The sequence below is a fragment of the Idiomarina sp. A28L genome (assembly GCF_000218785.1).
GTDB lineage: Bacteria > Pseudomonadota > Gammaproteobacteria > Enterobacterales > Alteromonadaceae > Aliidiomarina.
Genome location: NZ_AFPO01000011.1, coordinates 182,088 through 207,119 on the forward strand (window position 1 = coordinate 182,088; position 25,032 = coordinate 207,119).

Sequence of the window (25,032 nt, forward strand, 5' to 3'; positions counted from 1 at the left end):
AGTTAGGAATCATTGAGTGGTACTAAACGCCGGTAATTACCGGCGTTTTTAATACGGTTTTTTGAAGCAATTCGAACCGGTTTGTTAAGGAATTATGTGAGTGATTATAGCCAATAAAACAATTGATTTACGCAGCGATACGGTTACTCAGCCAAGCGCTGCAATGCGTGAATATATGCTAGCTGCGCAAACAGGCGATGATGTGTACGGGGAAGATCCCACAATAAATTTGCTTGAACAGCGGGTTGCAAAACTTTTTGCTAAAGAATCAGCACTTTTGTGTACTAGTGGTACGCAAAGTAATTTAATTGCGCTTCTGAGCCATTGTCAGCGCGGCGAAGAATATATTGTAGGTGAGGAATATCACACTTATCGTTATGAAGCGGGCGGTGCTGCGGTGTTGGGCGGAATAGTGCCACAAACTGTGCCAGTACAAGCCGATGGTAGTCTGAGTGTTGATGTATTGGCGAGCAAAATCAAAGTTGATGATCCTCATTTTCCAATTACACGCCTTATTGCACTGGAAAACACCCACTGTGGCAAAATAGTGTCACCAGAATTTATTTCTGCAACAAGAATACTTTGCGATAAACATAATCTGCAACTACATCTAGACGGGGCACGATTATTTAACGCTCAGGTAGCAAGTAATACGCCATTGGTAGAGATGGTAGCGCCATTTGATAGTGTGTCGGTGTGCTTTTCAAAAGGGCTCGGAACACCGATCGGTTCTGTTTTAGTAGGTTCAGAAGCATTGATCAAGCGCGCTCGCCGCTGGCGAAAAATGCTCGGTGGCGGCATGCGGCAAGCAGGTATTATAGCTGCATCGCTTGATTATGCCCTTGATAACAATATAGAGCGCCTTGCTGCCGATCATGAAAATGCACACTTGTTGGCTTCTAAATTACAGGCTCTAAACAGCTCTACTTTTAGTGTTGAGCCGGTGCAAACTAATATGGTTTATTTACACTTTGAGAGCGCAGATATCGCTAAAAAGGTGAGCAATATATTACAGCAAGAGGGCATTAAAGCGCCAAGTAGCAAAAAAATGCGATTGGTTACGCATTTGGATATTCAAACTGAAGATGTTGAGCGAATCGTTCAAGGTTTTCGCCGAGCCCTTGTGTGAGGTTCGGTTAATCTGATTTATTAATTACTTCCGCATCAAAAACGCGGCCTTGTTGAGGCTGGTTTTGGTGCGCATTTTGCTGCTCAGCTTGTTGTTGAGCGGCTTTGTTTTGAAACCCTGCCATTCTTCGTTTTCCGCGCCAAATCATAATCGGGATAAGCAACCAACTTAAAAGCAGCATAAATACGAACACGGCAATACCTACCACAAGCAGCATCCCTAGCACTATCCAAGCAATTATCCTCGCGAAAACGCCACTATTATTGGCCTCTTTAAGTTTATTTTGCATGGCGGCAGTGTAGGCCTTAAATCGAGAACGATACATCATAGAGTTTGCCTTGTAGAAATAACCAGACATCATTATACCGAAATTTCCAGAAATATTCAGAGAGAGCATGCTAGAGCAGTGTATTCTTTAATCAGAATTTGCAGAAGAAGAGAATTGGTCGGCGTGAGAGGATTTGAACCTCCGACCCCTGACACCCCATGACAGTGCGCTACCAAGCTGCGCCACACGCCGACCGAGTTGGCTATAATACGGTTTCGTGCAGAAATGGCAAGCTTCATAGTGGATTGAATCCGTTAACTGCTGTTATTTTAAGCATCAGCAATGGGGTAAGGTAAGGAATAACATTTCTCACCGTATAACATTTTACACAGTGGTATTTTCAAGATTTCGTGGTAGTTTTGAAATATTACTAATCAGAATAATAAACATAGGTTTAGTTATGAAGAAAGCACTCCTGTTAGTTACTGCCATGCTTACAGTTGGTTTCAGTGTTCATGCGAATGATACCGCACCAATTAGCTTGCAAGATTATGCGCGTCATGCCCAATTCATCGATGTGAAGATATCGCCACAGGGTAAATATTTAGCAGCCACAAGCCGTAATGAAGAGGGAGGCATTCGCCTCACCGTGTTAGATATTAATTCTCGCGCTGTACTTTCAGCTACTGAGTTACGCGGCAATGAATCGGTTAATACTTTCAATTGGGTAAGCGATGATCGTTTACTCATGACCATGGCTCGCGAAGTAGGAGCGCTCGATGCGCCAATTCCTACCGGGGAATTGTTTGCTATGGATGCGAATGGCTCACGCCGCGTTATATTAACTGGCCCTCGTTCTCGAGATGGCGAGCGAGTCATTTCATCAGTGGTAGATTGGCTACCAGATAACCCGCGTGAAGTATTGATTTCAAGTTATTCTATGACCTCACAAGAACCCTGGTTAGATATCTATAAGATGCGCGTTGATTCCGGCCGCAAGCGCAGTGAAGGGCGTATTCCACTTCGGGCTCGCCGTGGCACATCGGTACAGGTTATTACAGATAGTGGCGGAGAGCCGCGCGTTGCTGTAGGTGTGGATCCCGAACGAAATAATCAAATTATTACTATGGTTCGGGAAGGGCGTTCGAATAATTGGTCGGAATTAATGCGCCATAATGAAAATGAAGGTGGTTTTAGCCCGTTGGCGTTTACCGCAAGCCAAAATTTGTTGATGGGTTTAAGCGATCGCGATTCCGATACTAGAGCAATTTCACTACTCAATATTGAAACCGGAGAAGAAGAGATATTAGCGGTTCATCCTGGTACTGATTTGATGCCGATTTTCAGTATTAACAAAGGTCGGCCGTATGAAGTAATTGGCGCTGCTTATGAATATGAAGGCATCGATGCGGTATTTTTTGATGGTTTACAAGATGAATCGTTTAGCCGTGTAGTACAAAGTTTGATGGCTACCTTTCCCGGGCGTTCGGTAGGCGTAAACTCTGCAACTCACGACAACAAACAAATGATTCTTACGGTGAGCGGTGCGAATCACCCTCGCCAGTTCTTTTTGTTTGATACAGAAAAAACGCAACTTACCGAACTCGCTGCAGCAACCCCTTGGCTGAATAATCCGAGCTTGCCAGAAACGCAAACGATAGTGTACAAGAGCCGCGATGGCCTTGATATTCATGCGTTGTTAACGTTACCAAAAGGGCAGACTGCCGAAAATTTACCATTGATTATGCTGCCGCATGGTGGCCCGCATGGTATTCGTGATTCCGTTACTTATATGGATCCAGATGCAAAAGTATTGGCACAAAACGGTTATGCGGTTTTGCAACCTAACTTCCGTGGTTCAGGAGGATTTGGACGTGAATTCTTGGAGGCTGGTTACCGTAACTGGGGTACTACAATGATCAATGATATGACCGATGGTGTTCTGCACTTAGCCGAGCAAGGCATTATTAATAAAAGCCGCGTGTGCGCCTATGGGGCTTCTTATGGCGGGTATGCTGCATTGATGAGCGCGGTTCGCGAACCCGATTTGTATAAATGTACCGTTGGATTCGTGGGTGTATATGATCTTGATTTAATGTTTACTGATGGAGATATTCCTCAAGGGCAGGCCGGTGTAAATTTCTTAAACACTGTGCTGCCACAAGATTCTGCTGGGCGTAGAGCACAATCACCACTTCATAATCTCGATAAGTTGAAAGCGCCTGTGTTTATTATTCATGGTGGCCGTGATGTTCGTGTTCCGGTTGTTCAAGCGGAACGTTTACGCGAAGCACTTGAAGAGCGGGAACACCCTTATGAGTGGATGCTTAAGGAAAATGAAGGCCACGGCTTTTACAAGCCTGAAAATAACGTTGAACGTTGGCAAAAGATGTTAGCGTTCTTCAATAAACATATTGGTGAAGCCAACTAAAGTTTAGCATCGAGTTGTACTAATGGCGCAAGTGTTGCGTTGAAACTAAAGCAACGCTTGCGCCGGATTCGAAAAATAACAAAAAGGGGGCTTCTATCTTAAGATAGCAGCCCCCTTTCTTATCAATAATCGGCCATTAACGTTGGTAATACAGTACTATCATGTAAACCTAACCTCCAAAGCGCTGGAGTTCTCGCAAGCTCTGAATGAATACGGGGGTAGGCGGCACAGCACCTGGTACAATTTCACCATCTGCATTAAATAGCTGCATATCACCGTTCTCATCTATTACCGTAGTTTGGCTATTTTCAAAAATATAAATATATGGCCGAACACTCATAACTCTTGGCAGATTACGGCTTTCTTGACGCATATCTTGGCCGTTAGTAAAGCTGCGGAAGCCATCAGCACACGACATAAAATTGCTCAGCGCAGTGGGTACTATATCTTCTAATGTCGATAATTGTCGGTTGTTTAGCTGCATGTTAAGCGTGTAGAGAGGAACCGCTAAACTTTGTGGATCAGCATTTACCATACTCCCGGTAAGTTGACGATTAGTAAGTGCCGTTATGATAATTTGTTGTGTACTCGGCTGCTGTGCTAAAAATTCAATAATGTTCGCGGTATCTAAATTAGCTGCGAGAACGATATCAAGAGTAAAGTTATAATTTACCTGGCCAGAAAAAAGCGTGAAGCTACTTTCTAAAGCGGCTGGGAGGGCATGCTCTGGAAATTCTTCAGTACTAAATAGCCGTACTGGCGTGGCGAAATCATTCATGATCTGCAAATAAGCTGGATCCACATTTTGTTGTTTAAGGCTTTCTGTATATAAATCGGGCATTCCGTACAACAAATTGTATACCGCTGTAGGCACTTGGCGTTGGCCTAAATGGCGGTGCTGATGAAGCTGCAGCGTAGGTATTGCTTGAGTTAATTCGGTTTGTTGAGCACTAGAAAGTGAATCAAACGCAATAATCGTAACCCCTTGATTACTTGAAAACTTGCTACAAAGCATAGGTGTATGAGGGTATCGTGCAACTAAACGCTGATTCCCAGTTAGCCTATCACTTTGTGATTGAAAGCCTTCTACCGTAATCCAACCGTGCCGCGCCATAAGCGATTTTGCTGTTGTTGGATAAGATAATGGAAACAAATCATCTTGTTGAGTAATGGGGGTATAGATATTCGCATCAGCCCAAATGTGCGTGCTATGGCTAATGAGGAAAGAACCAATAAATACAGCCGCCAGAACTTTTGCAAAACCTTGTCCTTGCAGAGAATCATGTCGCTTCCAGCTTAGGTTAGCTAAAATGAGCTGTAATCCGAGAATGAACAAGAATGAGAATATCACTACCAGCAGCATTAAGAAGCTGCCGCCAGGGAACCACTCCTCAGCGTCAGCCGCGAGTTGTGTAAGTGAGTAGGTGTTTAAGTGGAAGCCATATTGGCCAAAGAAAATAGCATCAAACAACAATGCAAATATGCCAATACTTGCGATTACAGCAGCGTAACCGCGAAGTATCCCGGAGTACGGTAAAATAAGGCAAAATGGAAACACTAAAACAATAAAAAATACGAATGGTAAAAATGCAAAATGCCCTAGCCAGCTGATGATTAGATAACCGGTAGCCAAGGCACTTGTGCTATCTAATGCACTTTGTACATAAAATAAGCCAATCACTAGGCAAATAAGAATGTTGGCGAGCGTGAACCAGTGCCCCCAACTTACTAATTTTGCGATACGATCGCGTTGCTTATATTTACCCATAGCACTCTTCTTTTTATTGCTCTTTTGCTACTGATTGTAGCAGTATCTGGCCAAATTGTTTGGCAATGGCTTGCCGCTTTTGTGCCGGTACGTGTTCTTGCAAAATGTGAGTTACAACATTGCCAAGGGTCATTAGTGCCAAATCATTCGGTGCTTTATCTTTGGCCAGAATATCTAGAATGCTATCTATTAACTGGTCTTGTCGTTCTTGATCGTATTTTGAAACAATCGGCATGATGATGGCCCCGGCTCCGTGTTAGAATAATACAAGTTTAACATAAATCAGATAGTTGCATAGCGAGAGAGCCATGACATTGAAGGTAACAGCCAGTATTGTTCACCAAGTTTATCAAGATCCTGCCGGCGAGTTTGGATTACGCTTTTCACCCGCAGCACTTAATAGTGAAGCCGAGGTTGCGAGTTTACTGGATGAAATGAATCAAGTTTACAATGCCAAACCAAGTAAAGGTTATGCTAGCTTTGTGAGCGCAGAAGACCCTTTATACGAGGGCGCGCGCGCAGCAGGAGAGGAAATACCGGAACCAGAGTTCCCGAAATTGCTGAACCAATGGTTAACAGAAGCGGATGATTTTGTTGAGTTTTCACAACAGGTTTCGCGATTACTACAGCAAGAGCTTTCTCGTTATTCATTTGCGGAATCAGGTTTTCTATTGCTTGCGGATTACCAAGAGGGTTCTGATAGATTTCTACTGGTTAGTTTCTTACCCGTTCGCGAAGGGGTTATGGTACAGCCTGATTTAAGTGTACATAAATCGGCTCAGCTTGATGTTACCAAGGTTCAACTCGCGGCACGTATTAACCTAACCGAGTTTCAGGCGAAAGCTGATGATTTCTACTATGTATCGTTCATTAAAGGTAAAACGGGACGAAAAACCGCAGAGTTTTTTCTTGATTTCTTAGGGTGTGCAGAACGCGTAAACTCTAAAAATAGTACAAAACAACTGGTAGATACTGTTCAAGCGTTTGTAAAAGCCTCAGATATTCCGGCTGACGGCGCCAATGATGTTCGTAAAAGTGTATTTGAATACTGTGGCGAGCAGTGGCAGCAGGGTGAGCAAGTGCGTATGGATGATTTAGATCAGCGCTTGCAAGACCAAGGTGCTCCATCGCTTAAGGAATTTAATGAGCGTAAAGGCACAGAAATTCCAGAAAGCTTCCCAGCTGATCGAAGCAGCTTACGGCAACTGGTAAAATTTCAGGGCCAAGGCGGTGGCTTAAGTATGGCTTTTGATCAAGGCATGCTCGGCCAAAGAGTTTCTTATGATGTAGATACCGATACCATAACGATTAAAGGAACTCCTCCAAATTTACGGGATCAGTTGCGAAGATTTTACGGTATGAATGATTAAATCACGCTGTGCATTGATAGTGAAAAAGTAGTAGTGTTCTAAAAGAAAAGGGCCGAAATTATTATCTTTCGGCCCTTCACACGCTAGCAATTACAATTAATTCTATAAATTTTAAATCATGGGTTTATGATTTGGTTTCGCCGCCCTGAGGAACGATTTGTATAGCATGAAGCCCTTTAGGGCCTTCTTCAAGCTCAAAATCAACTTCTTGGCCAGCTTTGAGTGTGCGATATCCTTCCATTTGAATGGTTGAATAGTGTGCAAAGATATCACCACTACGATCTTCAGATTCTATGAAACCAAATCCTTTAGAATTATTGAACCATTTGACTTTACCGGTAGCCATACTTCTACTTCCTTCTTGCGTATAGTGTGTTGTTGTATTTTCATGTAACGCACCTTTTTATTATTGGAATGGTGCGCGGTAAGGGCTGCTGTTTTTCGGGCGGTAATACGTGATTATTAGTTAAAAAATCTATATTAATCCAGTGAACTTGAAATCTGCAGCAAACAGTACCATGTGTTAATTTAGATAAGACTAAAAAATAGTCAAGTGATTGTGTGCAAATTTGTTACATTTTTTTAACGAAAAAGATCGAATTGTCGCTAACCATGTGCCAGAAATCTGGCTATATTAAAGGTATAAGCAAGTAACGTATGAGCAAGTATAGTGATTCCATTCCTGAGCATCACTTAGATGACGCGGTAAAAATTGATTTACAGCCACCTTCTATGTACCAAGTGATGTTGAATAATGACGATTACACACCCATGGATTTCGTGATTGAAGTGTTAGTTAAGTTCTTTCGATTAAATTCGGAAGCCGCAACTGAAGTTATGTTACAAGTCCATGAGCGCGGAAAAGCCGTATGTGGTGTGTACTCTGCAGAAATTGCAGAAACGAAGGTGGTACAGGTGAATCAATATTCCCGTGAACACCAGCATCCACTGCTCTGCACGATGGAGCAGGCATGATTTGTGAAGTAAGGAGAGCAGTATGCTGAACAAAGCACTCGAAATTTCGTTGAATGATGCGTTCCGTATCGCACGGGATCGTCAACACGAATTAATGACTGTTGAACACCTTCTGGTTGCGTTATTAGAAAACCCCGAAGCTTCCGAAGCGTTGCGGGCCTGCGCCATTAATTTTGCAGTATTAAAAGAAGAATTACTTACTTATATAGAGCGGAGCACTCCTAAATTTGCCGAGGAAGATGAAGGTGAGGGCGATACTCAACCAACGCTAGGGTTTCAGCGCGTGTTGCAACGTGCCGTGTTCCATGTGCAATCATCAGGCAATTCTGAAGTTACCGGCGCTAACGTGCTGGTGGCAATATTTAGCGAGCAAGAATCACAAGCCGTTTATTTATTAAACAAGCATGAAGTAACCCGCCTCGATGTGGTTAACTTTATTTCCCATGGTATTTCGCGAACTGAAGATGAAAGCTCCGCGCAACAAGAGCAAGCTACTGGCAATAGTGACGATCAAGAACAAGGGTTCTTAGCGCGTTTTTGCGTGAATTTGAATGCGCGAGCGCAAGCCGGCAAAATCGACCCTCTTATTGGCCGTGAAGAAGAGTTGGAACGTACAGTACAGATTCTGTGCCGGCGTCGGAAGAATAATCCGTTATTAGTGGGCGAAGCGGGAGTAGGTAAAACTGCAATTGCCGAAGGGCTAGCGTGGCGTATTGTAGAAAAAGATGTACCTGAAGTTATTGCCGATGCGGTGATATACAGCTTAGATATGGGTGGTTTATTAGCAGGAACTAAATATCGCGGTGATTTCGAGAAACGTTTTAAAGCGCTGCTAAAAGAGTTAAGCAAACAAAAGCATGCCATTCTGTTTATTGATGAAATTCATACCATTGTGGGTGCAGGGGCTGCTTCTGGCGGTGTTATGGATGCCTCCAACTTACTCAAACCTTTGCTTACTAATGGTGAGTTGAAGTGTATTGGCTCCACCACGTATCAAGAATACAAAAATATCTTTGAGAAAGACCGAGCTTTGGTTCGGCGTTTCCAAAAAATTGATGTGCGTGAACCTTCGGTTGAGGATACCACCCGAATTCTTATGGGCTTACGTGATAAATATGAAGCCCACCATGGTATTCGCTATACGCAGCCAGCTATACGCGCTGCCGCGGAACTATCAGCTAAATATATTAATGAGCGCTATTTACCTGATAAAGCTATAGATGTAATTGATGAAGCGGGCGCAAGCCAACGTTTGTTACCGCCTTCAAAGCGTAAAAAAACTGTAGGTGTGGGCGATATCGAAGCGATTATTGCGAAGATTGCACGGGTGCCGGCGCAATCAGTATCGCGAAATGATCAGAGTATGCTGAAACAACTGGATAGAAACCTCAAAATGGTGGTTTTTGGCCAAGATTCAGCAATCGATAGTTTAGTTGCCGCTATTCGTTTATCGCGCTCAGGTTTAGGTGGTGAACACAAACCCGTTGGCTCGTTCTTGTTTGCTGGTCCTACAGGAGTGGGTAAAACTGAAGTTACTCAACAACTAGCGAAAGCCATGGGTATAGAACTCCTGCGTTTTGATATGTCGGAGTATATGGAACGCCATGCGGTAAGCCGGTTAATCGGTGCTCCTCCCGGATATGTAGGTTATGAGCAGGGCGGTTTATTAACGGAAGCGGTTATTAAAAACCCCTATAGTGTAGTGCTATTCGATGAAATCGAAAAAGCGCATAGTGATATCTTCAATGTTTTGTTGCAGGTTATGGATAACGGCACTTTAACCGATAACAATGGCCGCAAAGCTGATTTCCGCAACGTTGTAGTAGTAATGACAACAAACGCGGGTGTACGCGAAACGGAGCGAACTTCCATCGGTTTCCAGCAACAAGATAATAAGTTTGATGCACTATCGGAAATCAACAAGGTTTTCACCCCAGAGTTTCGCAACCGGTTAGATGGCATTATTTGGTTCGAACATTTGAACACCGAAGTGATTTTGCAGGTGGTTGATAAGTTTATCTGTGAACTCCAAGCACAGCTTGATAAAAAAGGTGTTTCATTGGAAGTAGAAACGAGTGCTTTAGAATGGCTTGCCGAGAAAGGCTACGATAGAGCAATGGGTGCCCGGCCAATGACGCGGATCATTCAAGAACACTTGAAAAAACCGTTGGCAAACGAAATTTTGTTTGGCCAGCTGCATCAAGGCGGTAATGTGAAAGCGCGCTTGAATGAAAATGGCGATGAGATTGCGTTCGTTTATGATAACGCTAATGAAGCAGTACCTTCCTAACTTTTGGGGCTGGCGTTAGGTGCAAGTAAAGCATCAAGATCGCAGATACGAAAAAACCCAGCTATCAAGGCTGGGTTTTTCTTTACTCGTAGGCTGCTAGAACGTTAATAATTAACGAGCGCGGAAAACGATGCGGCCCTTGCTTAAATCGTAAGGAGTAAGCTGCACGGTAACTTTGTCACCGGTTAGGATACGAATGTAGTTTTTGCGCATTTTCCCTGAAATATGCGCAGTAACCACGTGCCCGTTTTCAAGTTCAACGCGGAACATGGTATTTGGCAGGGTGTCTAGAATCGTGCCCTGCATTTCAATGCTGTCTTCTTTCGCCATTAAATCCTCTGTATTCTTTATTGACCTAGCTTTAACTTAAAGTAGCTGGCCGTTTTTAAGCGCGAGGGATTTTACCGCTTTTTTAACCTAATTGCCAATATCTAACACACTCAATTCGGTTGTTTGCAAAAAAACGGGGGAAATTAGGTTTGAATTTGCCGCCAAATGCCGAATGAAATCAGCTCGATTTAAGGTTACCGCACCCATATTGCTTAAATGCGGGTTTTCAATTTGGCAATCAATAAGCGCCAAACCTGCAGGTGTAAGATGGTCGCGTAAAGCAATGAGTGCAACCTTAGAGGCGTTTGTTTGTGTGCTAAACATGCTCTCACCACAAAACGTTTGCCCCACGAGCACACCATATAGGCCGCCTACTAATCGTTGGTTATGCCATACTTCAACAGAGTGGGCATGCCCAGCGTAATGAAGGGCAATGTACGCAGCAATCATTTCAGCAGTAATCCAGGTGCCGTTGCCAGGGCTACGTGGAATAGTTGCACAAGCTTGAATTACGTTTTCAAATGCGGTGTTTAGTGTAACTTGGTAGGGGTGTTTTTTTAAAAACTTACGTAAGCTTCTATTTATATACAAATCGTTCGGGTGAATAACAGCGCGTTCACTTGGGCTCCACCACAATATCGGATCATTTTTACTGTACCATGGAAAAATACCATGCTGATAGGCGTTCAGTAAGCGTTGAATTGATAGGCAACCACCTGCAGCTAAGAGGCCGTCAGGGTCGGCCAGTGCCTTTTCTGCATCAGGGAAGGGGTAATCGCTCGGGGTATCATCTAAACCGGTGAGAAAGCTCATAGGGTTGGTTCTCTCCGCCATCTACTGAAGAGCAAAAACATTGAGAGCCAGCATAGGAGATAGCGGCTGGCTCTCAATGGTAACGATATCGAGCTTATTTATCGTTCTCAAGTGCATCAAGAAAACGTTCTGCATCAAGCGCAGCCATACAGCCGGTTCCGGCAGATGTAATAGCTTGGCGATAGATATGATCGCTCACATCGCCAGCGGCAAAAACACCCGGAATAGACGTTTGCGTGGCATTTCCGTGTAGGCCAGATTGAACTTTCAAGTAGCCATTTTCCATATCCAGCTGCTCAGTAAACATTTGTGTGTTTGGCTGGTGGCCGATAGCAATAAATACGCCTTGAACCTCGAGCTCAGAGGTACTGCCATCGCGGAAATCTTTCATACGAATGCCAGTAACACCCATTTGGTCGCCGAGTACTTCATCGAGTGTTTGATGTAAATGTAAAACAACGTTACCGCTTTCGGCTTTTGCCATAAGGCGATCGATTAATATCTTTTCTGCTCGGAAACTATCACGGCGATGAATCACATGTACTTCTTCGGCTATGTTGGATAGATAAAGTGCTTCTTCAACTGCAGTATTACCACCACCCACAACACATACTTTTTGACCACGATAGAAGAAGCCATCACAGGTAGCGCATGCGCTAACACCACGGCCTTTAAACGCATCTTCAGAAGGCAGGCCTAGATACTTAGCGGAAGCACCGGTGGCAATAATCACGGCATCAGCGGTGTATTCAGTTGAATCGCCTTTCAGCCGGAAAGGGCGTTGGTTGAATTCAACACTATTAATATGATCGAAGACGATTTCAGTATCAAAACGTTCGGCATGCTTTTGCATTCGTACCATGAGATCTGGGCCGGTTAGGCCTTCAGGATCGCCAGGCCAGTTTTCAACTTCGGTAGTTGTGGTTAACTGTCCACCTTGTTGAATGCCGGTAACTAAAACTGGATTGAGATTTGCGCGTGCTGCATAAACTGCAGCGGTGTAACCTGCTGGGCCTGAGCCCAAGATTAGAAGTTTGCAGTGCTTCACTTCAGCCATGAATACAACTCCACTGTTCTTATTCGAAAAAAATTTGAGGGTTATTGTAGGCAGATGTTGCACAAGCGTAAAGAGCCGGTTTAAAACCGGCTCTTTATTTTTGTACGCTTATCGTAACGGTTGCCCGTGATATTAGATTTGAATAGCGTGTAATGGGTCTAAATATTCAAGGCCTAATTGCTCACCTAAATCATCATGAATCGCTTTGTACGTGATGTAGCCCTTGTGCATATTCAAACCATTGCGCAAGTTAGTATCGTTGGCTAGCGCATCAAGGCCTTTATTCGCAAGAGCCAAACCATATGGCAAAGTCGCATTGTTTAAGGCAATAGTAGAAGTACGTGCAACGCCGCCTGGCATGTTAGCAACACAATAATGCACTACATCATCGATAACGTAAGTTGGATCTTGGTGTGTGGTTGCTTTCGAAGTTTCAAAACAACCGCCTTGATCGATTGCCACATCAACTAAAACCGAGCCGGGCTTCATATTTTTGATGTGATTACGAGTTAGTAATTTCGGTGCTGCAGCGCCAGGAATTAATACCGCACCTACTACTAAATCGGCTTCGCGCGAGTAGGCATCAATTGCATCAACTGTGGAATATACAGTTTTAATACGGCCACCAAAAATATCGTCGAGCTCACGCAAGCGCGGTAGTGAACGATCAAGAATGGTTACTTCAGCACCGAGGCCTACCGCCATTTTAGCGGCTTGCGTTCCTACTACACCACCACCAATAATCAATACTTTACCCGGCGCAACGCCAGGAACACCGCCTAATAGCGTACCGCTGCCGCCATGAGCTTTTTCTAGGTTGTGCGCACCCGCTTGGATTGCCATACGGCCAGCAACTTCACTCATCGGTGCTAATAACGGTAAACCACCGCGATTATCGGTAACGGTTTCATAAGCAATTGCGCTAACACCGGCCTCTGCTAATAGGCGAGTTTGTTCTGGATCTGGTGCAAGGTGAAGATAAGTGTAGAGAATTTGGCCTTCGCGAAGTTGTTTACATTCGCCTGGCTGCGGCTCTTTAACTTTTACAATCATATCAGCACTAGCGAAGATTTCTTCTGGCGTATCGATAATACGAGCGCCGGCATTTTCATAATCTTCATTAGTAAAACCAATCGATAAACCACCATCGCGTTGAATGATTACATCGTGGCCGTGTGCTACGTATTCGCGGACCGCTGCAGGAGTTAAGCCAATGCGATATTCGTGGTTTTTAATTTCTTTAGGTACACCAATCAACATAACGTTTAGAGCCTCAAGTTTCAGTGTGTTTCAATTCTATTCGCGAGGAATATTATCGAAGTAAAATTTGGGCAAAGTATAGCTCAGCTCAATCCGGCGTGACCTACTTTTTTCGGGTGTAAAATTGCTCATTTATGCTATATTTAGTGTTAATTGCAGTTAAATGTGCTGGTGAACATGAAAGAACACGATAAAATAACTATTGATAGGCTAGATCGGAAAATTTTACGCATCTTGCAAGAGCGAGGCAGAATATCTAACGTATTACTTGCCAAAGAGGTGGGGTTAAGCCCAACTCCTTGCTTAGAACGTGTGCGCAAGCTTGAACGTAACGGCGTAATTAAAGGATATCATGCACGTATCGACCCCGATAAACTGGGTACGCCCTTGCTCGTTTTCGTGGAGATCACGTTAAGTAAGACATCGTCGGATGTATTCGCCGAATTTAGCGATGCAGCGCGTAAAACAGATGAAATTTTGGAATGCCATTTAGTTTCTGGTGATTTTGATTTTTTACTGAAAGCTAGGGTGGCTGATATGGCTGCATACCGTAAATTGCTGGGTGAAACCTTGTTAAATATGCCAGGTGTAAACGAATCACGCACTTATGTAGTGATGGAAGCGGTAAAACAAGAGAATAAAGTAGTGATAAAAGGCTGAACTTGGTAATCTTTTCGGTAGAATGATAAATATCGAGTGAATTCGGCGCATCAGCAACAACTATTAGAATAGCGGAGCATTATGAACGGCGTACAGCGGCTACTGGAAACCGGCTTGATATTGTGTGGAGCGTTAGCAATATTTTTGCTTACCTCGTTACTCACATTCAATCCAGCAGATCCTGGCTGGTCTCAATCCAGCCATACCCAAGATATTCAAAACGCAACGGGGGCTATAGGCGCCTGGTTTGCGGATATTCTGCTGTTTGCATTTGGTGCATTGGCGTACAGCATTCCATTTGTTGTTGCGGGTTTTGGTTACGTGGTTTTCCATCGACCGCGGCGGTTAATCAGTTTAGATTACCTCACATTAGGCTTACGTTTAGTTGGCGTGTTGTTGTTTTTATTGGGCGCTACTGGGCTAGCAAGCTTAAATATTGAGCCAGTTTTTAATTTCTCGCCGGGTGGTTTGCTGGGCGATGTAATTACCGGAGCAATGCTTCCTTACTTCAATCTAGCTGGCACTTCGCTAGTTTTGCTTACTTTTATACTCACCGGCATAACCTTAATAAGCGGGCTTTCATGGATAGGTTTGGTAGATAAAATTGGCGAATCTTTTATTTTGGCAGGGCTATGGGTGTGGAATAGCGGTAAAGCATTATTTACCGGCGGTGGAGCAAGTGCGAAGGGCAGTAAATCAAAGCAAAGCGCAGATTCGTCTATTGATCGTGCTGAAAAGCCTGCGGCTGTTAGTAAGGCAAATGAAAAGCCCAAGAAACTAAGTTTAGGGCAACGTTTTAGCGCAGTATTTAAGCGCAAGAAGAAAGTGGTAACGAACTCTATCACTGCACAGGGTGATGATGATAACTGGGATAATATGCCTCTGGCGCATGGCCGTTTAGCCGATGAGCCTGAAGAGTTGCCTTCAATGAGTTCAAACCACGCTGATGAAATTAGCGAGGAAGCGCTGTGGTCGAATATTGATGATGAGCCACCTTTCGATATTGAAGAAGATGAGCCGGCTCCACAAGTGTTGCGCAAGCAACAGAACATTGTTCCCATAGCAAATAATAGCACTACGGTGGCTGGTAAAGCGCAGGCGAGCCCACAAAATGGCGCTGCGGCTGATGCGCCCAAATGGGTAAGTGAGCTGCCAGCGATTAGCTTGCTTGATAGAGCCAATCGTACCGAAAATCCAATCAGCCAAGAAGAATTAGATCAAGTAAGCAGAACGGTAGAAGCGGTACTTAAAGATTTCGGTGTTGATGTGCAAGTTGCTGGAGTGCAACCAGGCCCGGTGGTTACGCGTTTTGAGCTTGATTTAGCGCCGGGTGTGAAGGTGAGTAAAATCTCAAACTTAGCAAAAGATATTGCCCGCTCGCTCTCTGCAATTGCGGTTCGCGTTGTTGAAGTTATTCCCGGGAAATCTTACGTTGGTTTGGAGCTTCCAAATAAAAATCGTGAAATTGTGCGGTTGAGTGAAGTTATTGAAAGCGAGAGTTTTAATAAATCGAGCTCGCCCTTAAGTATGGTTTTGGGTAAAGATATTGCAGGCAAACCCGTTACCGTTGATTTAGCAAAAATGCCACATTTATTAGTAGCAGGTACTACCGGTTCGGGTAAATCGGTGGGTATTAACGTAATGATTCTGAGCATGCTGTATAAATCGCAGCCCGAAGATGTGCGAATGATTATGATCGACCCGAAGATGCTCGAATTATCGGTTTATGATGGCATCCCGCATTTATTAACTGAAGTTGTAACTGATATGAAAGATGCGGCTAATGCGCTGCGTTGGTGTGTGGGTGAAATGGAACGCCGTTATAAACTGATGTCGGCATTAGGCGTGCGTAATCTCAAAGGTTACAACCAAAAAGTTCTCGACGCGATTGAAGCGGGTGAACCGTTGCGCGATCCTATTTGGAAGCCGGGCGATTCGATGGATGAACGCGCTCCAGAACTAGGTAAATTGCCTTACGTTGTTGTGGTAGTTGATGAGCTTGCCGATATGATGATGATTGTTGGCAAGAAAGTAGAAGAGCTAATTGCACGAATAGCACAAAAAGCACGTGCAGCAGGTATTCATTTAATTCTCGCCACTCAGCGGCCATCGGTTGATGTAATCACCGGTTTAATTAAAGCGAATATCCCAACGCGGATTTCATTCCAAGTTTCTTCGAAAATTGATTCTCGCACTATCCTTGATCAAAGCGGGGCAGAGCACCTACTTGGTCAAGGCGATATGCTATACATGCCGCCGGGTTCTGGCGTTCCAGTACGGGTACATGGTGCATTCGTGGATGACCACGAAGTACATGCTGTAGTTGCAGATTGGAAAAAACGCGGTAGACCAAATTATCTTGAAGAGATTCTTAAAGGCGATCAGGGCGATGATAGTTTGTTGCCTGGTGAGGCAAGCGACGATGATGTGGAATCGGATGCACTTTATGATGAAGCAGTAGCTTTTGTAACAGAGAGCCGCCGCGTATCAGTATCTAGCGTTCAAAGAAAATTCCGCATTGGTTACAATCGGGCTGCTCGTATTGTAGAACAAATGGAAGTTTCTGGTGTCGTATCTTCAGCAGGGCACAATGGCGCCCGTGAAGTAATTGCCCCTAAACCACCGAGGGAATTTTGATGTATCGAAAAATAGCTTCTGTTGTCGGTATAAGTGTTTTGGCGTTGTCGTCAGTTTTGTTGATAACAACCAACCCAGCTCATGCTGAAAGTAATGAGTTGCAAGAACAACTTGAAAAACTGCATAGTTTGCAGGGCACATTTGTACAGGAAGTGTTTGATAATGAACAGCTATTGCAAGAGGCGGCTGGAAGCTTTTACTTGCAGCGGCCAGCGAAGTTACGCTGGGTAACCGATGAACCCGATGCTTCTGTTTTGGTAGCTGATGGCGAAACGATTTGGTTTTATAACCCCTTCATTGAACAGGTTACTCTATACACGCAAGCAGATGCGATGGAAGCCAACCCATTGCTGTTGCTGCTCGATTCTGCAGCAAATTGGAATAACTTTGAGATAACTGAAATTTCTTCAGTAGCGGTGAGCGATACGCAGGCATCGGTAATGCAGTTTTGGCGCGTTATCGACCCGCAATCCTATGGATCGAGCCTGACTTTGGGGTTCGAAGACGAACAACTACAGCAATTGGTAGTTGATGACGGGCAAGGGCAAAAGAGTATTTTTCATCTGCGGATAGAGGCACAAAACGAACCAATTAACGATGAACAATTTAACTTTAAGGTTGCTCCCGGAACTGATATTGACGACCAACGGGAGTAAAGGTTGAGCAACTTTATGCCGTTAGCGGCCCGAATGCGGCCGCGTACACTTAAAGAGTATGTTGGGCAACAACACATTCTCGCCTCTGGCAAGCCCCTGCGAAAATCACTTGAGCAGGGGCATTTGCATTCTATGATCCTGTGGGGCCCTCCAGGAACTGGCAAAACCACGTTAGCGGAATTAATGGCAGCGGTAGCCGATGCTCACGTGGCGAGAATTTCTGCAGTTACTTCTGGTGTGAAAGATATTCGTGAAGCTATTGATGCAGCTAAGAAGCGCCAAAGCGATGGTATGTTTCAGCAAAAAACACTGTTGTTCGTTGATGAGGTACACCGTTTTAATAAAAGCCAACAAGATGCGTTTTTACCGCACATTGAAGATGGCACTATTATTTTTGTGGGAGCTACCACCGAAAACCCCGGTTTTGCATTAAACAATGCGTTGCTCTCGCGAGCGCGCACCTATCGCCTGCAAGTGCTTTCAGATCAAGATTTAGGCACGGTTATTGATCAAGCGTTATCGGATAAAGAGCGCGGTTTGGGCGAACGCAACCTAAGTTTGAGTAGTGATGGCCGCGAATACTTGTTTCGAGTTGCTGCCGGTGATGCCCGGCGTTTATTGAACTCGATTGAGATTGCTGCTGATTTTGTTGAAGATGGCGAAACTATTAGTGCGGCTCTATTAGCCGATGCAGTGGGTGAGAAGGGCGTTTTATTCGATAACAAAGGCGATCTTTATTACGATTTGCTCTCTGCTTTTCATAAATCGGTTCGGGGTTCTTCTCCCGATGGGGCGTTGTATTGGTATTGCCGTATTCTAGCCGGTGGTGGTGATGCACTTATCGTTGCGCGCCGCCTGCTTGCCATTGCTTCAGAAGATATTGGCAATGCCGATCCTCGCGCTTTGCAATTGGCGTTAAATGCATGGGATACCTATCATCGAGTGGGGCCCGCAGAGGGGGAACGTGCCATTGCCCAAGCCACTATCTATTGTGCCAGCGCTGCGAAAAGCAATTCGGTGTATAACGCATTTAACGAAATGCTGGCGCTTGCCAAAGATGGTGAATCGTATCCAGTGCCAGAGCATTTGCGCAATGCACCAACCAAAATTCACAAACAAGAAGGTTTTGGTGCTGAATATCAGTATGCGCATAATCATCCCCAGGCTTATGTGGCTGGTGAATCGTATTTGCCACCTGAATTAGCTAATAAGCATTATTATCAGCCGAGCGATCGGGGCTTAGAAATGAAAATCAAGGAAAAGCTCGATCGGCTACAGCAACTCGATAGCCAAAGTGATTGGCAACGCTGGCAAGATTCAGATAAATGATGTGGCTATATATTACAGGGGGTGGGGCACTTGGTGCTGTTCTCCGATATTGGTTAACCAGCTTTTCGTTGTGGCGCTTTGGTATCAGCATGCCGGCAACCTTTAGTGTTAATGTTATCGGCGCTTTTGTTTTAGGTTTTGTATTGGCCCTCATTAATTTGCGCAGCCATCAGGGCTTAACGCCACAAGCGGCTGTGAATGCGTTTGTTTTCTTTGAGTTTGGTTTACTCGGCGGCTTTACAACGTTTTCTACTTACATTCTAGAATTTCAGAGCATGCTCAGAGAAAAGCCGGTAATGGCTTTTTTATATATGAACGCCAGTGTGCTTTTATCTGTTTTTGCAATCGCTATGGGTTACTTTATTGGTGCGGGTGGCTACTTTGGATAGCGTGAACGTTTATCGCACCAGAATTAAGCTAACTGAGCTGATGTCGCTTAGTTGCGCGGTGGCACTTGGTGGCGCTTTAGGTGCGTTACTTAGAGCCTGCTTCTATATGCTGATTCATGGTCAAAGCGGAGAGCTCATGCTCTATGCGAGTAGTGATTTCCCTTTCGCTACTGTGTTAGTGAATGCGATAGGTTGCTTTGGGTTGGGGCTGGTAACTGCACGGCGCTTATTCTTAACAAAACACCACGGGAAACAGATTTCCAATGCATGGTTTCTGTTTTACAGCAGCGGATTATTTGCTGCACTAACAACCTTTTCAGGGTTCAGTAAAGATTTACTACAGTTACTTACCGAGCCTGTAATTATTGCCGGTGTTGCCGTTTCAAATCAGGTTGCCGCGCTTGGATATTTACTAATATCAATTATATTTGGATTATTTATGCTGATGCTTGGTTTCTTGCTGGCTCGGAATCGGTATAATTCAAACAATAAATTTAAGTGATGCGGCGTTAGCGGTTTCTTGCAAATCAGCTCAATGCGGCAACGCCTCGATCAAAGAAGTGAGAATAGTGAATGTTAGATGCGAAACACTTTCGTGAAGGTATTGAAGAAACGGCAGCAGGCTTGAAACGCCGCGGTTTTACATTAGATGTGGCAACGCTCACCAATTTAGAAGCACGCCGGAAAGAAATTCAGGTTCGCACTGAAACCCTGCAAAGTGAGCGCAATAGCCGTTCAAAATCGATTGGCCAAGCTAAATCTCGCGGTGAGGATATTGAGCCGTTGCTTGCTGAAGTTGGCTCCTTAGGTGAGCAACTTGAAGCTGCAAAAGCTGAGCTTAATCAGGTGCAAGATGAGTTGCAGGCGGTAATTGCAAGTGTGCCGAACTTACCGGCAGCTGAGGTGCCAGAAGGCGCTGATGAAAATGAAAATGTTGAGATTAGCAAGTTTGGTACGCCACCAACGTTCGCTTTCGATGTGAAAGATCACGTTGATGTGGCTGAAGGCTTAAATAATGGCCTAGATTTCAGCCAAGGAGCGAAACTTACCGCTGCTCGTTTTGTGGTAATGAACGGTGGTGTAGCTCGTATGCACCGTGCACTCACGCAATTTATGCTCGATCTACACAGCGATCAACATGGTTACGCGGAAACCTATGTGCCTTATTTAGTGAACCACGCAAGTTTGTATGGCACTGGCCAACTACCGAAATTCGGTAAAGATCTATTTCATGTTGAAGGTGAAAGCCAAGATCAGGTTGCGTTATCGTTGATTCCAACTGCTGAAGTTCCGTTAACGAATTTAGCCCGCGATGAAATTTATGACGAAGCAGAGCTACCGATTAAGCTGACTGCCCACACGCCGTGTTTTCGCAGTGAAGCGGGCTCACACGGCCGCGATACGCGCGGGCTTATTCGTCAACATCAGTTCGATAAAGTGGAGCTGGTGCAATTAGTGAAGCCGGAAGATTCCATGCAAGCATTGGAAGAACTTACCGGGCATGCTGAAAAAGTGCTGCAATTGCTAAATTTACCTTACCGCAAAGTATTATTGTGTACTGGCGATATGGGCTTTGGTGCTTGTAAAACTTACGATTTAGAGGTTTGGCTACCGGGCCAAGATACCTATCGCGAAATTAGCTCGTGTTCAAATATGGGCGATTTTCAAGCGCGGAGAATGCAAGCACGTTTTCGCCGTAAAGGTGCCAAGAAGCCTGAGCTGCTGCACACATTAAATGGTTCTGGGCTAGCAGTAGGGCGCACACTAGTGGCTATTCTAGAGAATTATCAACAAGCCGATGGCTCTGTGCTGGTGCCTGAAGTATTACGCCCGTATATGAATGGTGTGGAAGCTATTCACCGCTAATTATGCAATACGCGTGGTAAGCAAAAAGAGTGACAAACAAAAAGACAACCCAAGTGGTTGTCTTTTTTGTAGGTGAACATTAAATGCATTTAGCTGGTTTGGGTAGCCCCGCAATGCGCGTAGCTTGTTTGGCCGGGCCCTTTGGAAAAAGCTTATAGAGATACCGGCTGTTACCCTTATCTTCACCCAAAGATTTCGCAACAGCTTTAACCAGAACCCGCATTGCTGGGCTAGTTTCGTATTCACCGTAAAATGCCCGCACAAAATTCACCACTTCCCAGTGAGCTGGGCTCATTTCAATATTTTCTAAGCTAGCGATATACTCAGCCAGTTCCGGTGACCAAGCCGAAAAATCAGCCAAGTATTCGTGTTTATCGGTTGCGTAGCTCACGCCATTAAATTCAATCATATATGCTCTAAAGTGATTTTTTAAAACTGGAGCTTGTGTTTAGCTTGTTGGTTAAGTTGCTCTATTTTTAAGCTATCAATAACCTTTACCGGTACTCGAAAGCTAGATGCTAATAAATGGTTCTCGGCTAATGATGCGCTATCAACATAGATTTCTGCAAAATCAAACACAGCATCGAGCAGGCCTAATTTCTTTAACGGATCGAAACTGCCCTTAGGCTCTAGTAACTGTAAAATTGCCTTACCACTGTATACGGCGCAACACGGCTGATCGAGGCTTAGAGCCATGAGTAGCATATCTAAACCTTGGCGCGCACTTGCGTGGCTTGCAGGCTTAGTAAAGTGAAACATTAGCATGAGCCGCTTCCTTGAAATTGCAGAAAATGCTCTGCTTTGGCAAGTGTTTCAATAAACTCAGCTAAGCCACCAGCAACAAAGCCTTCTGCTAGATTACCCGCGGGTGGGGGCAGGGCTTCTAAACCATATTGGCTTCCAACAGTGGCACACACCACAAGCGGGATATTGTTTTCAGTTGAGAATTTGCGCCATTGCTCTTGCAGGTTAGGGGCCCCACTAGGGCCTTGTAAAAACTGATTGGCATAGATCACCGCGGGGCCATAGAAGAAAACCTGCTTAAGCTGGTTGCCTTTAGTTACTAAATCTTGTGCGCACTGCAAGGCTTGCTGGCCCGCTAAGTAATCATCGGGAGCGGCTTGCAACATGATCACATACGAACTGTTTACCATTACCTTCGCCTTTCAATTTACTGAATTCTGCGAGTATAACGAAAAACGCCCCGGGAGGTAATCCACGAGGCGTTTGGAATGCGGAGCTAAGCGAATTAATTATTCGCGAGTTAACGCCATTAAGATGTTAATTAAGCTTAATAGAATGTTGTAGATAGATACAAACAGCGTAATGGTAGCGCGAATGTAATTCCGCTCGCCGCCATTCACAATAGCGCTGGTTTGCATCAAAATCGCACCCGATGAAAACAGGATGAAAATAGCGCTAATCGCCAAACCTAACGCAGGCATTTGCAAGAACAGGTTGGCAATGAATGCAATTACAATTACTACGAAGCCTGCTAACATCATGCCGCCTAAGAAAGACATATCTTTCTTAGTAGTTAAAACATAAGCCGAAAGGGCAAAGAAAATCGCCGCGGTACCGCCCATAGCTAGCATGATAACGTCAGCACCGCCATTTGCTACTACTGCGTTGAGAATTGGGCCTAAGGTATAACCCATGAAACCGGTAAGTGCGAAGGTGAACACTAAGCCCAAACCACTATCAGCAGTTTTGTGGACAGCAAAAAGTAATCCGTAAAATCCTACGAGGGTTACAAGGATTCCTGGGTAAGGCAAGTTCATCATACCGGCAACGCCAGCAACAATGGCGCTGAACGCTAGAGTTAAGGCGAGAAGTGAATACGTATTGCGTAGAACCTTATTCACCTCAACTGAGGTTTCTTGGCGCGCTGTATGCACAGTAGGGTTGTTCATAGATAGTTTCTCCAGGTACTTGTTGTTCATGGGCTTAAAAAACAAATATCTCATTGCATATCGAATGCGAAAGCTACGATAAAGAGCTTTCTTAAATATACGCTGTATTATTTAGTTTAGAGCACAGTGTTATTGAATAGTTCTACTATACCTTATCACCGGGGGAGGGTTTCAACTAAAATCGTGTATATCGCACCGGTATTTAACCTATCATTGCGATCGTGCGCTTATTTGCAGCCTTTGATGATGAAAAAAGCCTCGGTTCGGCTATTTTTACAGCAAACAAACAAAAATGTTCGTTTTTTACTTTACAAGCCGAGGCGAGGTATTTATCATTCGCTCCGTCTTCAGCAAGAACCTTTTAAACAGTTTTGTTGAAACGCACAATTTGGAGAGGTGGCAGAGCTCGGTTTAATGCACCTGACTTGAAATCAGGCGTAGGTTCATACCTACCGGGGGTTCGAATCCCTCCCTCTCCGCCAAATTTTGAAAAAAGCGCTGTTATCATAACAGCGCTTTTTTGTGCCTTGGCAATAATCGAGAGGTTTCGCAAACCGCCAGTTAGCAAGCCTTACGGTAACTGAAAATATATTTATGCCCGCTCTTGTATTTGTATAAGAGCGGGCATATGTTATCTGCAGTACCCACTCATTGGCGCAAAACACCATGTATCTGTTTCGCTATTTTATATTTGTTTGTTTGTTCAGTGCTGTCTCTGCGCAAGCGGTTGCATCTGAACAGCAATCACCTGTGGATGGTTATCAGAGTGCAATTGATGTCAGTGAGTTTTGGATTCCACCCACTGAAGCTGAAGGTGATCAACCTGATACGCTGATAGCCTCGAACACTACAAACGCAAAGCTCAGTAGTTATTGTTCAACGGCAAGCTTATGCAATGCTGTTAGTAGCGCTAATTACCGGCATTTCCAATCAAGAGCACCGCCTTCAAACCAGTAAATCACAAAATTAGGTTATTTATTATTTTTGATTTATTGGAGTTACCTCTATGTCTACCTATACTGCGTTAAGCTTTACGGCGTTGCCCATTATAAAAAGCTCTGGAAGCAAGCCTACGGTTAAATCATTTACTGAAAATAAATTGAGCTGGAATGAAAATTCGCTTCACGCCCTGATAGATTTCTCCTCGCAACGCCCATTGCAAATGAGTGAAGCGGTTGAGCTTGAACACGCGGAAGAGCTTATGGATGCCAGCAATGCGCGTTATGCATGTGTGTTAAATCGCGGTGGTGAACTGGTTGGTATTCTGCCAAAACAAGAGTTTCATGGCAGATTAGCAATTAATAAAGCGCGCGATCTGAGAATTCCCCATGGGCAATTAACGATTGATTACATCATGATTCCGATTGCGAAATTGCCGTTGGTATCTCGCCAGCAATTACAGCACGCGAAAATTGGCGATGTAGTTGCTACTTTACATCGTAGTGGTCAGGATTACTTATTAGTGCACGAAGAGGGCGAAATCATTGGGGTTGTACCAGCGCTGCGTATCGTAGAGCTAACGGGGGAATCAGTGCAAATTCGACATCACGCCAATAGCTTCGCCGAGATAATGAACGCTGTTCGTCACAGAGACGCTATCGAATAATTTAGGAGGGCCATCCCTCGAGTTGGCGGTTTACGGTCGGTTTAGATGAAAGCACCCTTATGTAGGGTGCTTTTTGCGTTATAGCCTACAAAGACGGCTCTGCTTGCTATTGATTTTGGCCTCTACATCTACAGTATCCATAACATAAGTTATTATGCTTTGGCGCCTAATATGAGCTTAATATGAGCTTATGTTGCATTTAAGTTGCGTTTTTGTGTTGATTTTATGAATGAACTTGGCTAAAAATAACGCACTTCTGGAGAAGTACATAAATTAACAATAACT

26 protein-coding genes and 2 tRNA genes are annotated in these 25,032 nt (G+C 44.4%); 15 read left to right on the forward strand and 13 right to left on the reverse strand.

Going from position 1 to position 25,032, the window contains the following annotated elements; translation table 11 throughout:
* The first annotated feature begins 100 nt into the window (after positions 1–100).
* Positions 101–1,129: a low-specificity L-threonine aldolase gene (gene ltaE, locus A28LD_RS03925; RefSeq protein WP_007419770.1), complete on the forward strand. Its 1,029-nt coding sequence runs from the start codon at positions 101–103 to the stop codon at positions 1,127–1,129.
* Positions 1,130–1,136: 7 nt separating this feature from the next.
* Here the strand turns inward: ltaE and A28LD_RS03930 are convergent, their stop codons facing one another.
* Positions 1,137–1,457, reverse strand: a complete 321-nt coding sequence (locus A28LD_RS03930; RefSeq protein WP_050795132.1) for a hypothetical protein — start codon at positions 1,455–1,457, stop codon at positions 1,137–1,139.
* 115 nt (positions 1,458–1,572) lie between these two features.
* Positions 1,573–1,649 (reverse strand) — tRNA-Pro (locus tag A28LD_RS03935).
* Between the two features lie 208 nt (positions 1,650–1,857).
* On the opposite strand from A28LD_RS03935, the gene A28LD_RS03940 reads away from it, so the two are divergent.
* On the forward strand, positions 1,858–3,828 hold the full coding sequence (locus A28LD_RS03940; protein WP_007419772.1) for an alpha/beta hydrolase family protein: 1,971 nt from the start codon (positions 1,858–1,860) through the stop codon (positions 3,826–3,828).
* Positions 3,829–3,997: 169 nt separating this feature from the next.
* Here A28LD_RS03940 and A28LD_RS03945 read toward each other — a convergent pair whose 3' ends face one another.
* Together A28LD_RS03945 and A28LD_RS03950 are read right to left on the reverse strand one after the other, a co-directional pair.
* On the reverse strand, positions 3,998–5,596 hold the full coding sequence (locus tag A28LD_RS03945; protein WP_007419773.1) for a DUF3413 domain-containing protein: 1,599 nt from the start codon (positions 5,594–5,596) through the stop codon (positions 3,998–4,000).
* Between the two features lie 13 nt (positions 5,597–5,609).
* Positions 5,610–5,831 (reverse strand): DUF1414 domain-containing protein, encoded by a 222-nt coding sequence (locus A28LD_RS03950; RefSeq protein ID WP_007419774.1) that lies wholly within the window; start codon positions 5,829–5,831, stop codon positions 5,610–5,612.
* A gap of 73 nt (positions 5,832–5,904) precedes the next feature.
* On the opposite strand from A28LD_RS03950, the gene yejK reads away from it, so the two are divergent.
* Positions 5,905–6,966 (forward strand): nucleoid-associated protein YejK, encoded by a 1,062-nt coding sequence (gene yejK / locus A28LD_RS03955; RefSeq protein WP_007419775.1) that lies wholly within the window; start codon positions 5,905–5,907, stop codon positions 6,964–6,966.
* Between the two features lie 124 nt (positions 6,967–7,090).
* On the opposite strand, the gene cspD is transcribed toward yejK, so the two are convergent.
* Positions 7,091–7,312 carry a cold shock domain-containing protein CspD gene (gene cspD / locus A28LD_RS03960; protein ID WP_007419776.1) on the reverse strand — a complete coding sequence of 74 codons (222 nt, stop codon included), beginning with the start codon at positions 7,310–7,312 and terminating at the stop codon, positions 7,091–7,093.
* 311 nt (positions 7,313–7,623) lie between these two features.
* Between cspD and clpS the strand changes: the two genes are divergently transcribed.
* Positions 7,624–7,941, forward strand: coding sequence for an ATP-dependent Clp protease adapter ClpS (gene clpS, locus A28LD_RS03965; RefSeq protein WP_007419777.1), 318 nt, complete (start codon positions 7,624–7,626; stop codon positions 7,939–7,941).
* A gap of 22 nt (positions 7,942–7,963) precedes the next feature.
* Complete coding sequence (clpA, locus tag A28LD_RS03970) at positions 7,964–10,231, forward strand: ATP-dependent Clp protease ATP-binding subunit ClpA (protein ID WP_007419778.1); 2,268 nt, start codon at positions 7,964–7,966, stop codon at positions 10,229–10,231.
* Between the two features lie 111 nt (positions 10,232–10,342).
* Here clpA and infA read toward each other — a convergent pair whose 3' ends face one another.
* The 4 genes from infA to ald form a co-directional block, all read right to left on the reverse strand.
* A complete protein-coding gene (infA, locus tag A28LD_RS03975) occupies positions 10,343–10,561 on the reverse strand; it encodes a translation initiation factor IF-1 (protein WP_007419779.1) in 219 nt (72 codons plus the stop codon).
* Between the two features lie 87 nt (positions 10,562–10,648).
* Complete coding sequence (gene aat / locus A28LD_RS03980) at positions 10,649–11,374, reverse strand: leucyl/phenylalanyl-tRNA--protein transferase (RefSeq protein ID WP_007419780.1); 726 nt, start codon at positions 11,372–11,374, stop codon at positions 10,649–10,651.
* A 94-nt stretch (positions 11,375–11,468) separates the two neighbouring features.
* Positions 11,469–12,431: a thioredoxin-disulfide reductase gene (gene trxB, locus A28LD_RS03985; RefSeq protein ID WP_007419781.1), complete on the reverse strand. Its 963-nt coding sequence runs from the start codon at positions 12,429–12,431 to the stop codon at positions 11,469–11,471.
* Positions 12,432–12,563: 132 nt separating this feature from the next.
* Entirely contained in the window at positions 12,564–13,691 is a 1,128-nt protein-coding gene (gene ald / locus A28LD_RS03990; RefSeq protein ID WP_007419782.1) for an alanine dehydrogenase, read from the reverse strand.
* Between the two features lie 177 nt (positions 13,692–13,868).
* Here ald and lrp point away from each other — a divergent pair, with 177 nt between their 5' ends.
* The 7 genes from lrp to serS all read left to right on the forward strand — a co-directional run bounded on the left by lrp (position 13,869) and on the right by serS (position 21,228).
* Positions 13,869–14,351: a leucine-responsive transcriptional regulator Lrp gene (gene lrp, locus A28LD_RS03995; protein WP_007419783.1), complete on the forward strand. Its 483-nt coding sequence runs from the start codon at positions 13,869–13,871 to the stop codon at positions 14,349–14,351.
* An 81-nt stretch (positions 14,352–14,432) separates the two neighbouring features.
* A complete protein-coding gene (locus A28LD_RS04000) occupies positions 14,433–16,988 on the forward strand; it encodes a DNA translocase FtsK (protein ID WP_007419784.1) in 2,556 nt (851 codons plus the stop codon).
* On the forward strand, positions 16,988–17,644 hold the full coding sequence (gene lolA / locus A28LD_RS04005; RefSeq protein WP_007419785.1) for an outer membrane lipoprotein chaperone LolA: 657 nt from the start codon (positions 16,988–16,990) through the stop codon (positions 17,642–17,644). Before A28LD_RS04000 ends, lolA begins: the two co-directional genes overlap by 1 nt.
* Before the next feature lie 15 nt (positions 17,645–17,659).
* Entirely contained in the window at positions 17,660–18,973 is a 1,314-nt protein-coding gene (locus tag A28LD_RS04010; RefSeq protein WP_007419786.1) for a replication-associated recombination protein A, read from the forward strand.
* The gene (locus tag A28LD_RS04015) at positions 18,970–19,362 is read left to right on the forward strand and encodes a fluoride efflux transporter FluC (RefSeq protein ID WP_007419787.1); all 393 of its coding nucleotides are present in this window, start codon (positions 18,970–18,972) and stop codon (positions 19,360–19,362) included. Before A28LD_RS04010 ends, A28LD_RS04015 begins: the two co-directional genes overlap by 4 nt.
* Position 19,363: 1 nt before the next feature.
* Entirely contained in the window at positions 19,364–19,864 is a 501-nt protein-coding gene (locus tag A28LD_RS11860; RefSeq protein ID WP_050795133.1) for a fluoride efflux transporter FluC, read from the forward strand.
* 71 nt (positions 19,865–19,935) lie between these two features.
* Positions 19,936–21,228 (forward strand): serine--tRNA ligase, encoded by a 1,293-nt coding sequence (gene serS / locus A28LD_RS04025; RefSeq protein ID WP_007419789.1) that lies wholly within the window; start codon positions 19,936–19,938, stop codon positions 21,226–21,228.
* 79 nt (positions 21,229–21,307) lie between these two features.
* Here serS and A28LD_RS04030 read toward each other — a convergent pair whose 3' ends face one another.
* From A28LD_RS04030 to A28LD_RS04045, 4 genes are all read right to left on the reverse strand, one after another.
* On the reverse strand, positions 21,308–21,637 hold the full coding sequence (locus A28LD_RS04030; RefSeq protein WP_007419790.1) for a TusE/DsrC/DsvC family sulfur relay protein: 330 nt from the start codon (positions 21,635–21,637) through the stop codon (positions 21,308–21,310).
* A 20-nt stretch (positions 21,638–21,657) separates the two neighbouring features.
* Positions 21,658–21,993, reverse strand: coding sequence for a DsrE family protein (locus A28LD_RS04035; RefSeq protein WP_007419791.1), 336 nt, complete (start codon positions 21,991–21,993; stop codon positions 21,658–21,660).
* A complete protein-coding gene (locus A28LD_RS04040) occupies positions 21,987–22,382 on the reverse strand; it encodes a DsrE family protein (protein WP_007419792.1) in 396 nt (131 codons plus the stop codon). The genes A28LD_RS04035 and A28LD_RS04040 overlap by 7 nt, the downstream gene beginning before the upstream one ends.
* 99 nt (positions 22,383–22,481) lie before the next feature.
* Positions 22,482–23,141 carry a Bax inhibitor-1/YccA family protein gene (locus A28LD_RS04045; RefSeq protein ID WP_007419793.1) on the reverse strand — a complete coding sequence of 220 codons (660 nt, stop codon included), beginning with the start codon at positions 23,139–23,141 and terminating at the stop codon, positions 22,482–22,484.
* Between the two features lie 390 nt (positions 23,142–23,531).
* On the opposite strand from A28LD_RS04045, the gene A28LD_RS04050 reads away from it, so the two are divergent.
* The 3 genes from A28LD_RS04050 (at position 23,532) to A28LD_RS04060 (ending at position 24,747) form a co-directional block, all read left to right on the forward strand.
* Positions 23,532–23,623 (forward strand) — tRNA-Ser (locus tag A28LD_RS04050).
* Positions 23,624–23,807: 184 nt separating this feature from the next.
* Positions 23,808–24,098, forward strand: a complete 291-nt coding sequence (locus A28LD_RS04055) for a hypothetical protein (RefSeq protein WP_040486970.1) — start codon at positions 23,808–23,810, stop codon at positions 24,096–24,098.
* A gap of 49 nt (positions 24,099–24,147) precedes the next feature.
* Positions 24,148–24,747 (forward strand): hypothetical protein, encoded by a 600-nt coding sequence (locus tag A28LD_RS04060; protein ID WP_007419794.1) that lies wholly within the window; start codon positions 24,148–24,150, stop codon positions 24,745–24,747.
* The last annotated feature ends 285 nt before the right edge of the window (positions 24,748–25,032 follow it).

Coding starts and splice junctions, on each gene's coding strand:
- A28LD_RS04000 (WP_007419784.1), top strand. CDS start 14,433: ATGAACGGCGTACAGCGGCTACTGGAAACCGGCTTGATATTGTGTGGA.
- A28LD_RS04040 (WP_007419792.1), bottom strand. CDS start 22,382: ATGGTAAACAGTTCGTATGTGATCATGTTGCAAGCCGCTCCCGATGAT.
- A28LD_RS03945 (WP_007419773.1), bottom strand. CDS start 5,596: ATGGGTAAATATAAGCAACGCGATCGTATCGCAAAATTAGTAAGTTGG.
- A28LD_RS03950 (WP_007419774.1), bottom strand. CDS start 5,831: ATGCCGATTGTTTCAAAATACGATCAAGAACGACAAGACCAGTTAATA.
- A28LD_RS04045 (WP_007419793.1), bottom strand. CDS start 23,141: ATGAACAACCCTACTGTGCATACAGCGCGCCAAGAAACCTCAGTTGAG.
- lrp (WP_007419783.1), top strand. CDS start 13,869: ATGAAAGAACACGATAAAATAACTATTGATAGGCTAGATCGGAAAATT.
- clpS (WP_007419777.1), top strand. CDS start 7,624: ATGAGCAAGTATAGTGATTCCATTCCTGAGCATCACTTAGATGACGCG.
- A28LD_RS04055 (WP_040486970.1), top strand. CDS start 23,808: ATGTATCTGTTTCGCTATTTTATATTTGTTTGTTTGTTCAGTGCTGTC.
- cspD (WP_007419776.1), bottom strand. CDS start 7,312: ATGGCTACCGGTAAAGTCAAATGGTTCAATAATTCTAAAGGATTTGGT.
- A28LD_RS04035 (WP_007419791.1), bottom strand. CDS start 21,993: ATGCTAATGTTTCACTTTACTAAGCCTGCAAGCCACGCAAGTGCGCGC.
- A28LD_RS04060 (WP_007419794.1), top strand. CDS start 24,148: ATGTCTACCTATACTGCGTTAAGCTTTACGGCGTTGCCCATTATAAAA.
- A28LD_RS03940 (WP_007419772.1), top strand. CDS start 1,858: ATGAAGAAAGCACTCCTGTTAGTTACTGCCATGCTTACAGTTGGTTTC.
- clpA (WP_007419778.1), top strand. CDS start 7,964: ATGCTGAACAAAGCACTCGAAATTTCGTTGAATGATGCGTTCCGTATC.
- ald (WP_007419782.1), bottom strand. CDS start 13,691: ATGTTGATTGGTGTACCTAAAGAAATTAAAAACCACGAATATCGCATT.
- infA (WP_007419779.1), bottom strand. CDS start 10,561: ATGGCGAAAGAAGACAGCATTGAAATGCAGGGCACGATTCTAGACACC.
- lolA (WP_007419785.1), top strand. CDS start 16,988: ATGTATCGAAAAATAGCTTCTGTTGTCGGTATAAGTGTTTTGGCGTTG.
- trxB (WP_007419781.1), bottom strand. CDS start 12,431: ATGGCTGAAGTGAAGCACTGCAAACTTCTAATCTTGGGCTCAGGCCCA.
- A28LD_RS04030 (WP_007419790.1), bottom strand. CDS start 21,637: ATGATTGAATTTAATGGCGTGAGCTACGCAACCGATAAACACGAATAC.
- A28LD_RS03930 (WP_050795132.1), bottom strand. CDS start 1,457: ATGATGTATCGTTCTCGATTTAAGGCCTACACTGCCGCCATGCAAAAT.
- aat (WP_007419780.1), bottom strand. CDS start 11,374: ATGAGCTTTCTCACCGGTTTAGATGATACCCCGAGCGATTACCCCTTC.
- serS (WP_007419789.1), top strand. CDS start 19,936: ATGTTAGATGCGAAACACTTTCGTGAAGGTATTGAAGAAACGGCAGCA.
- A28LD_RS04015 (WP_007419787.1), top strand. CDS start 18,970: ATGATGTGGCTATATATTACAGGGGGTGGGGCACTTGGTGCTGTTCTC.
- A28LD_RS04010 (WP_007419786.1), top strand. CDS start 17,660: ATGCCGTTAGCGGCCCGAATGCGGCCGCGTACACTTAAAGAGTATGTT.
- yejK (WP_007419775.1), top strand. CDS start 5,905: ATGACATTGAAGGTAACAGCCAGTATTGTTCACCAAGTTTATCAAGAT.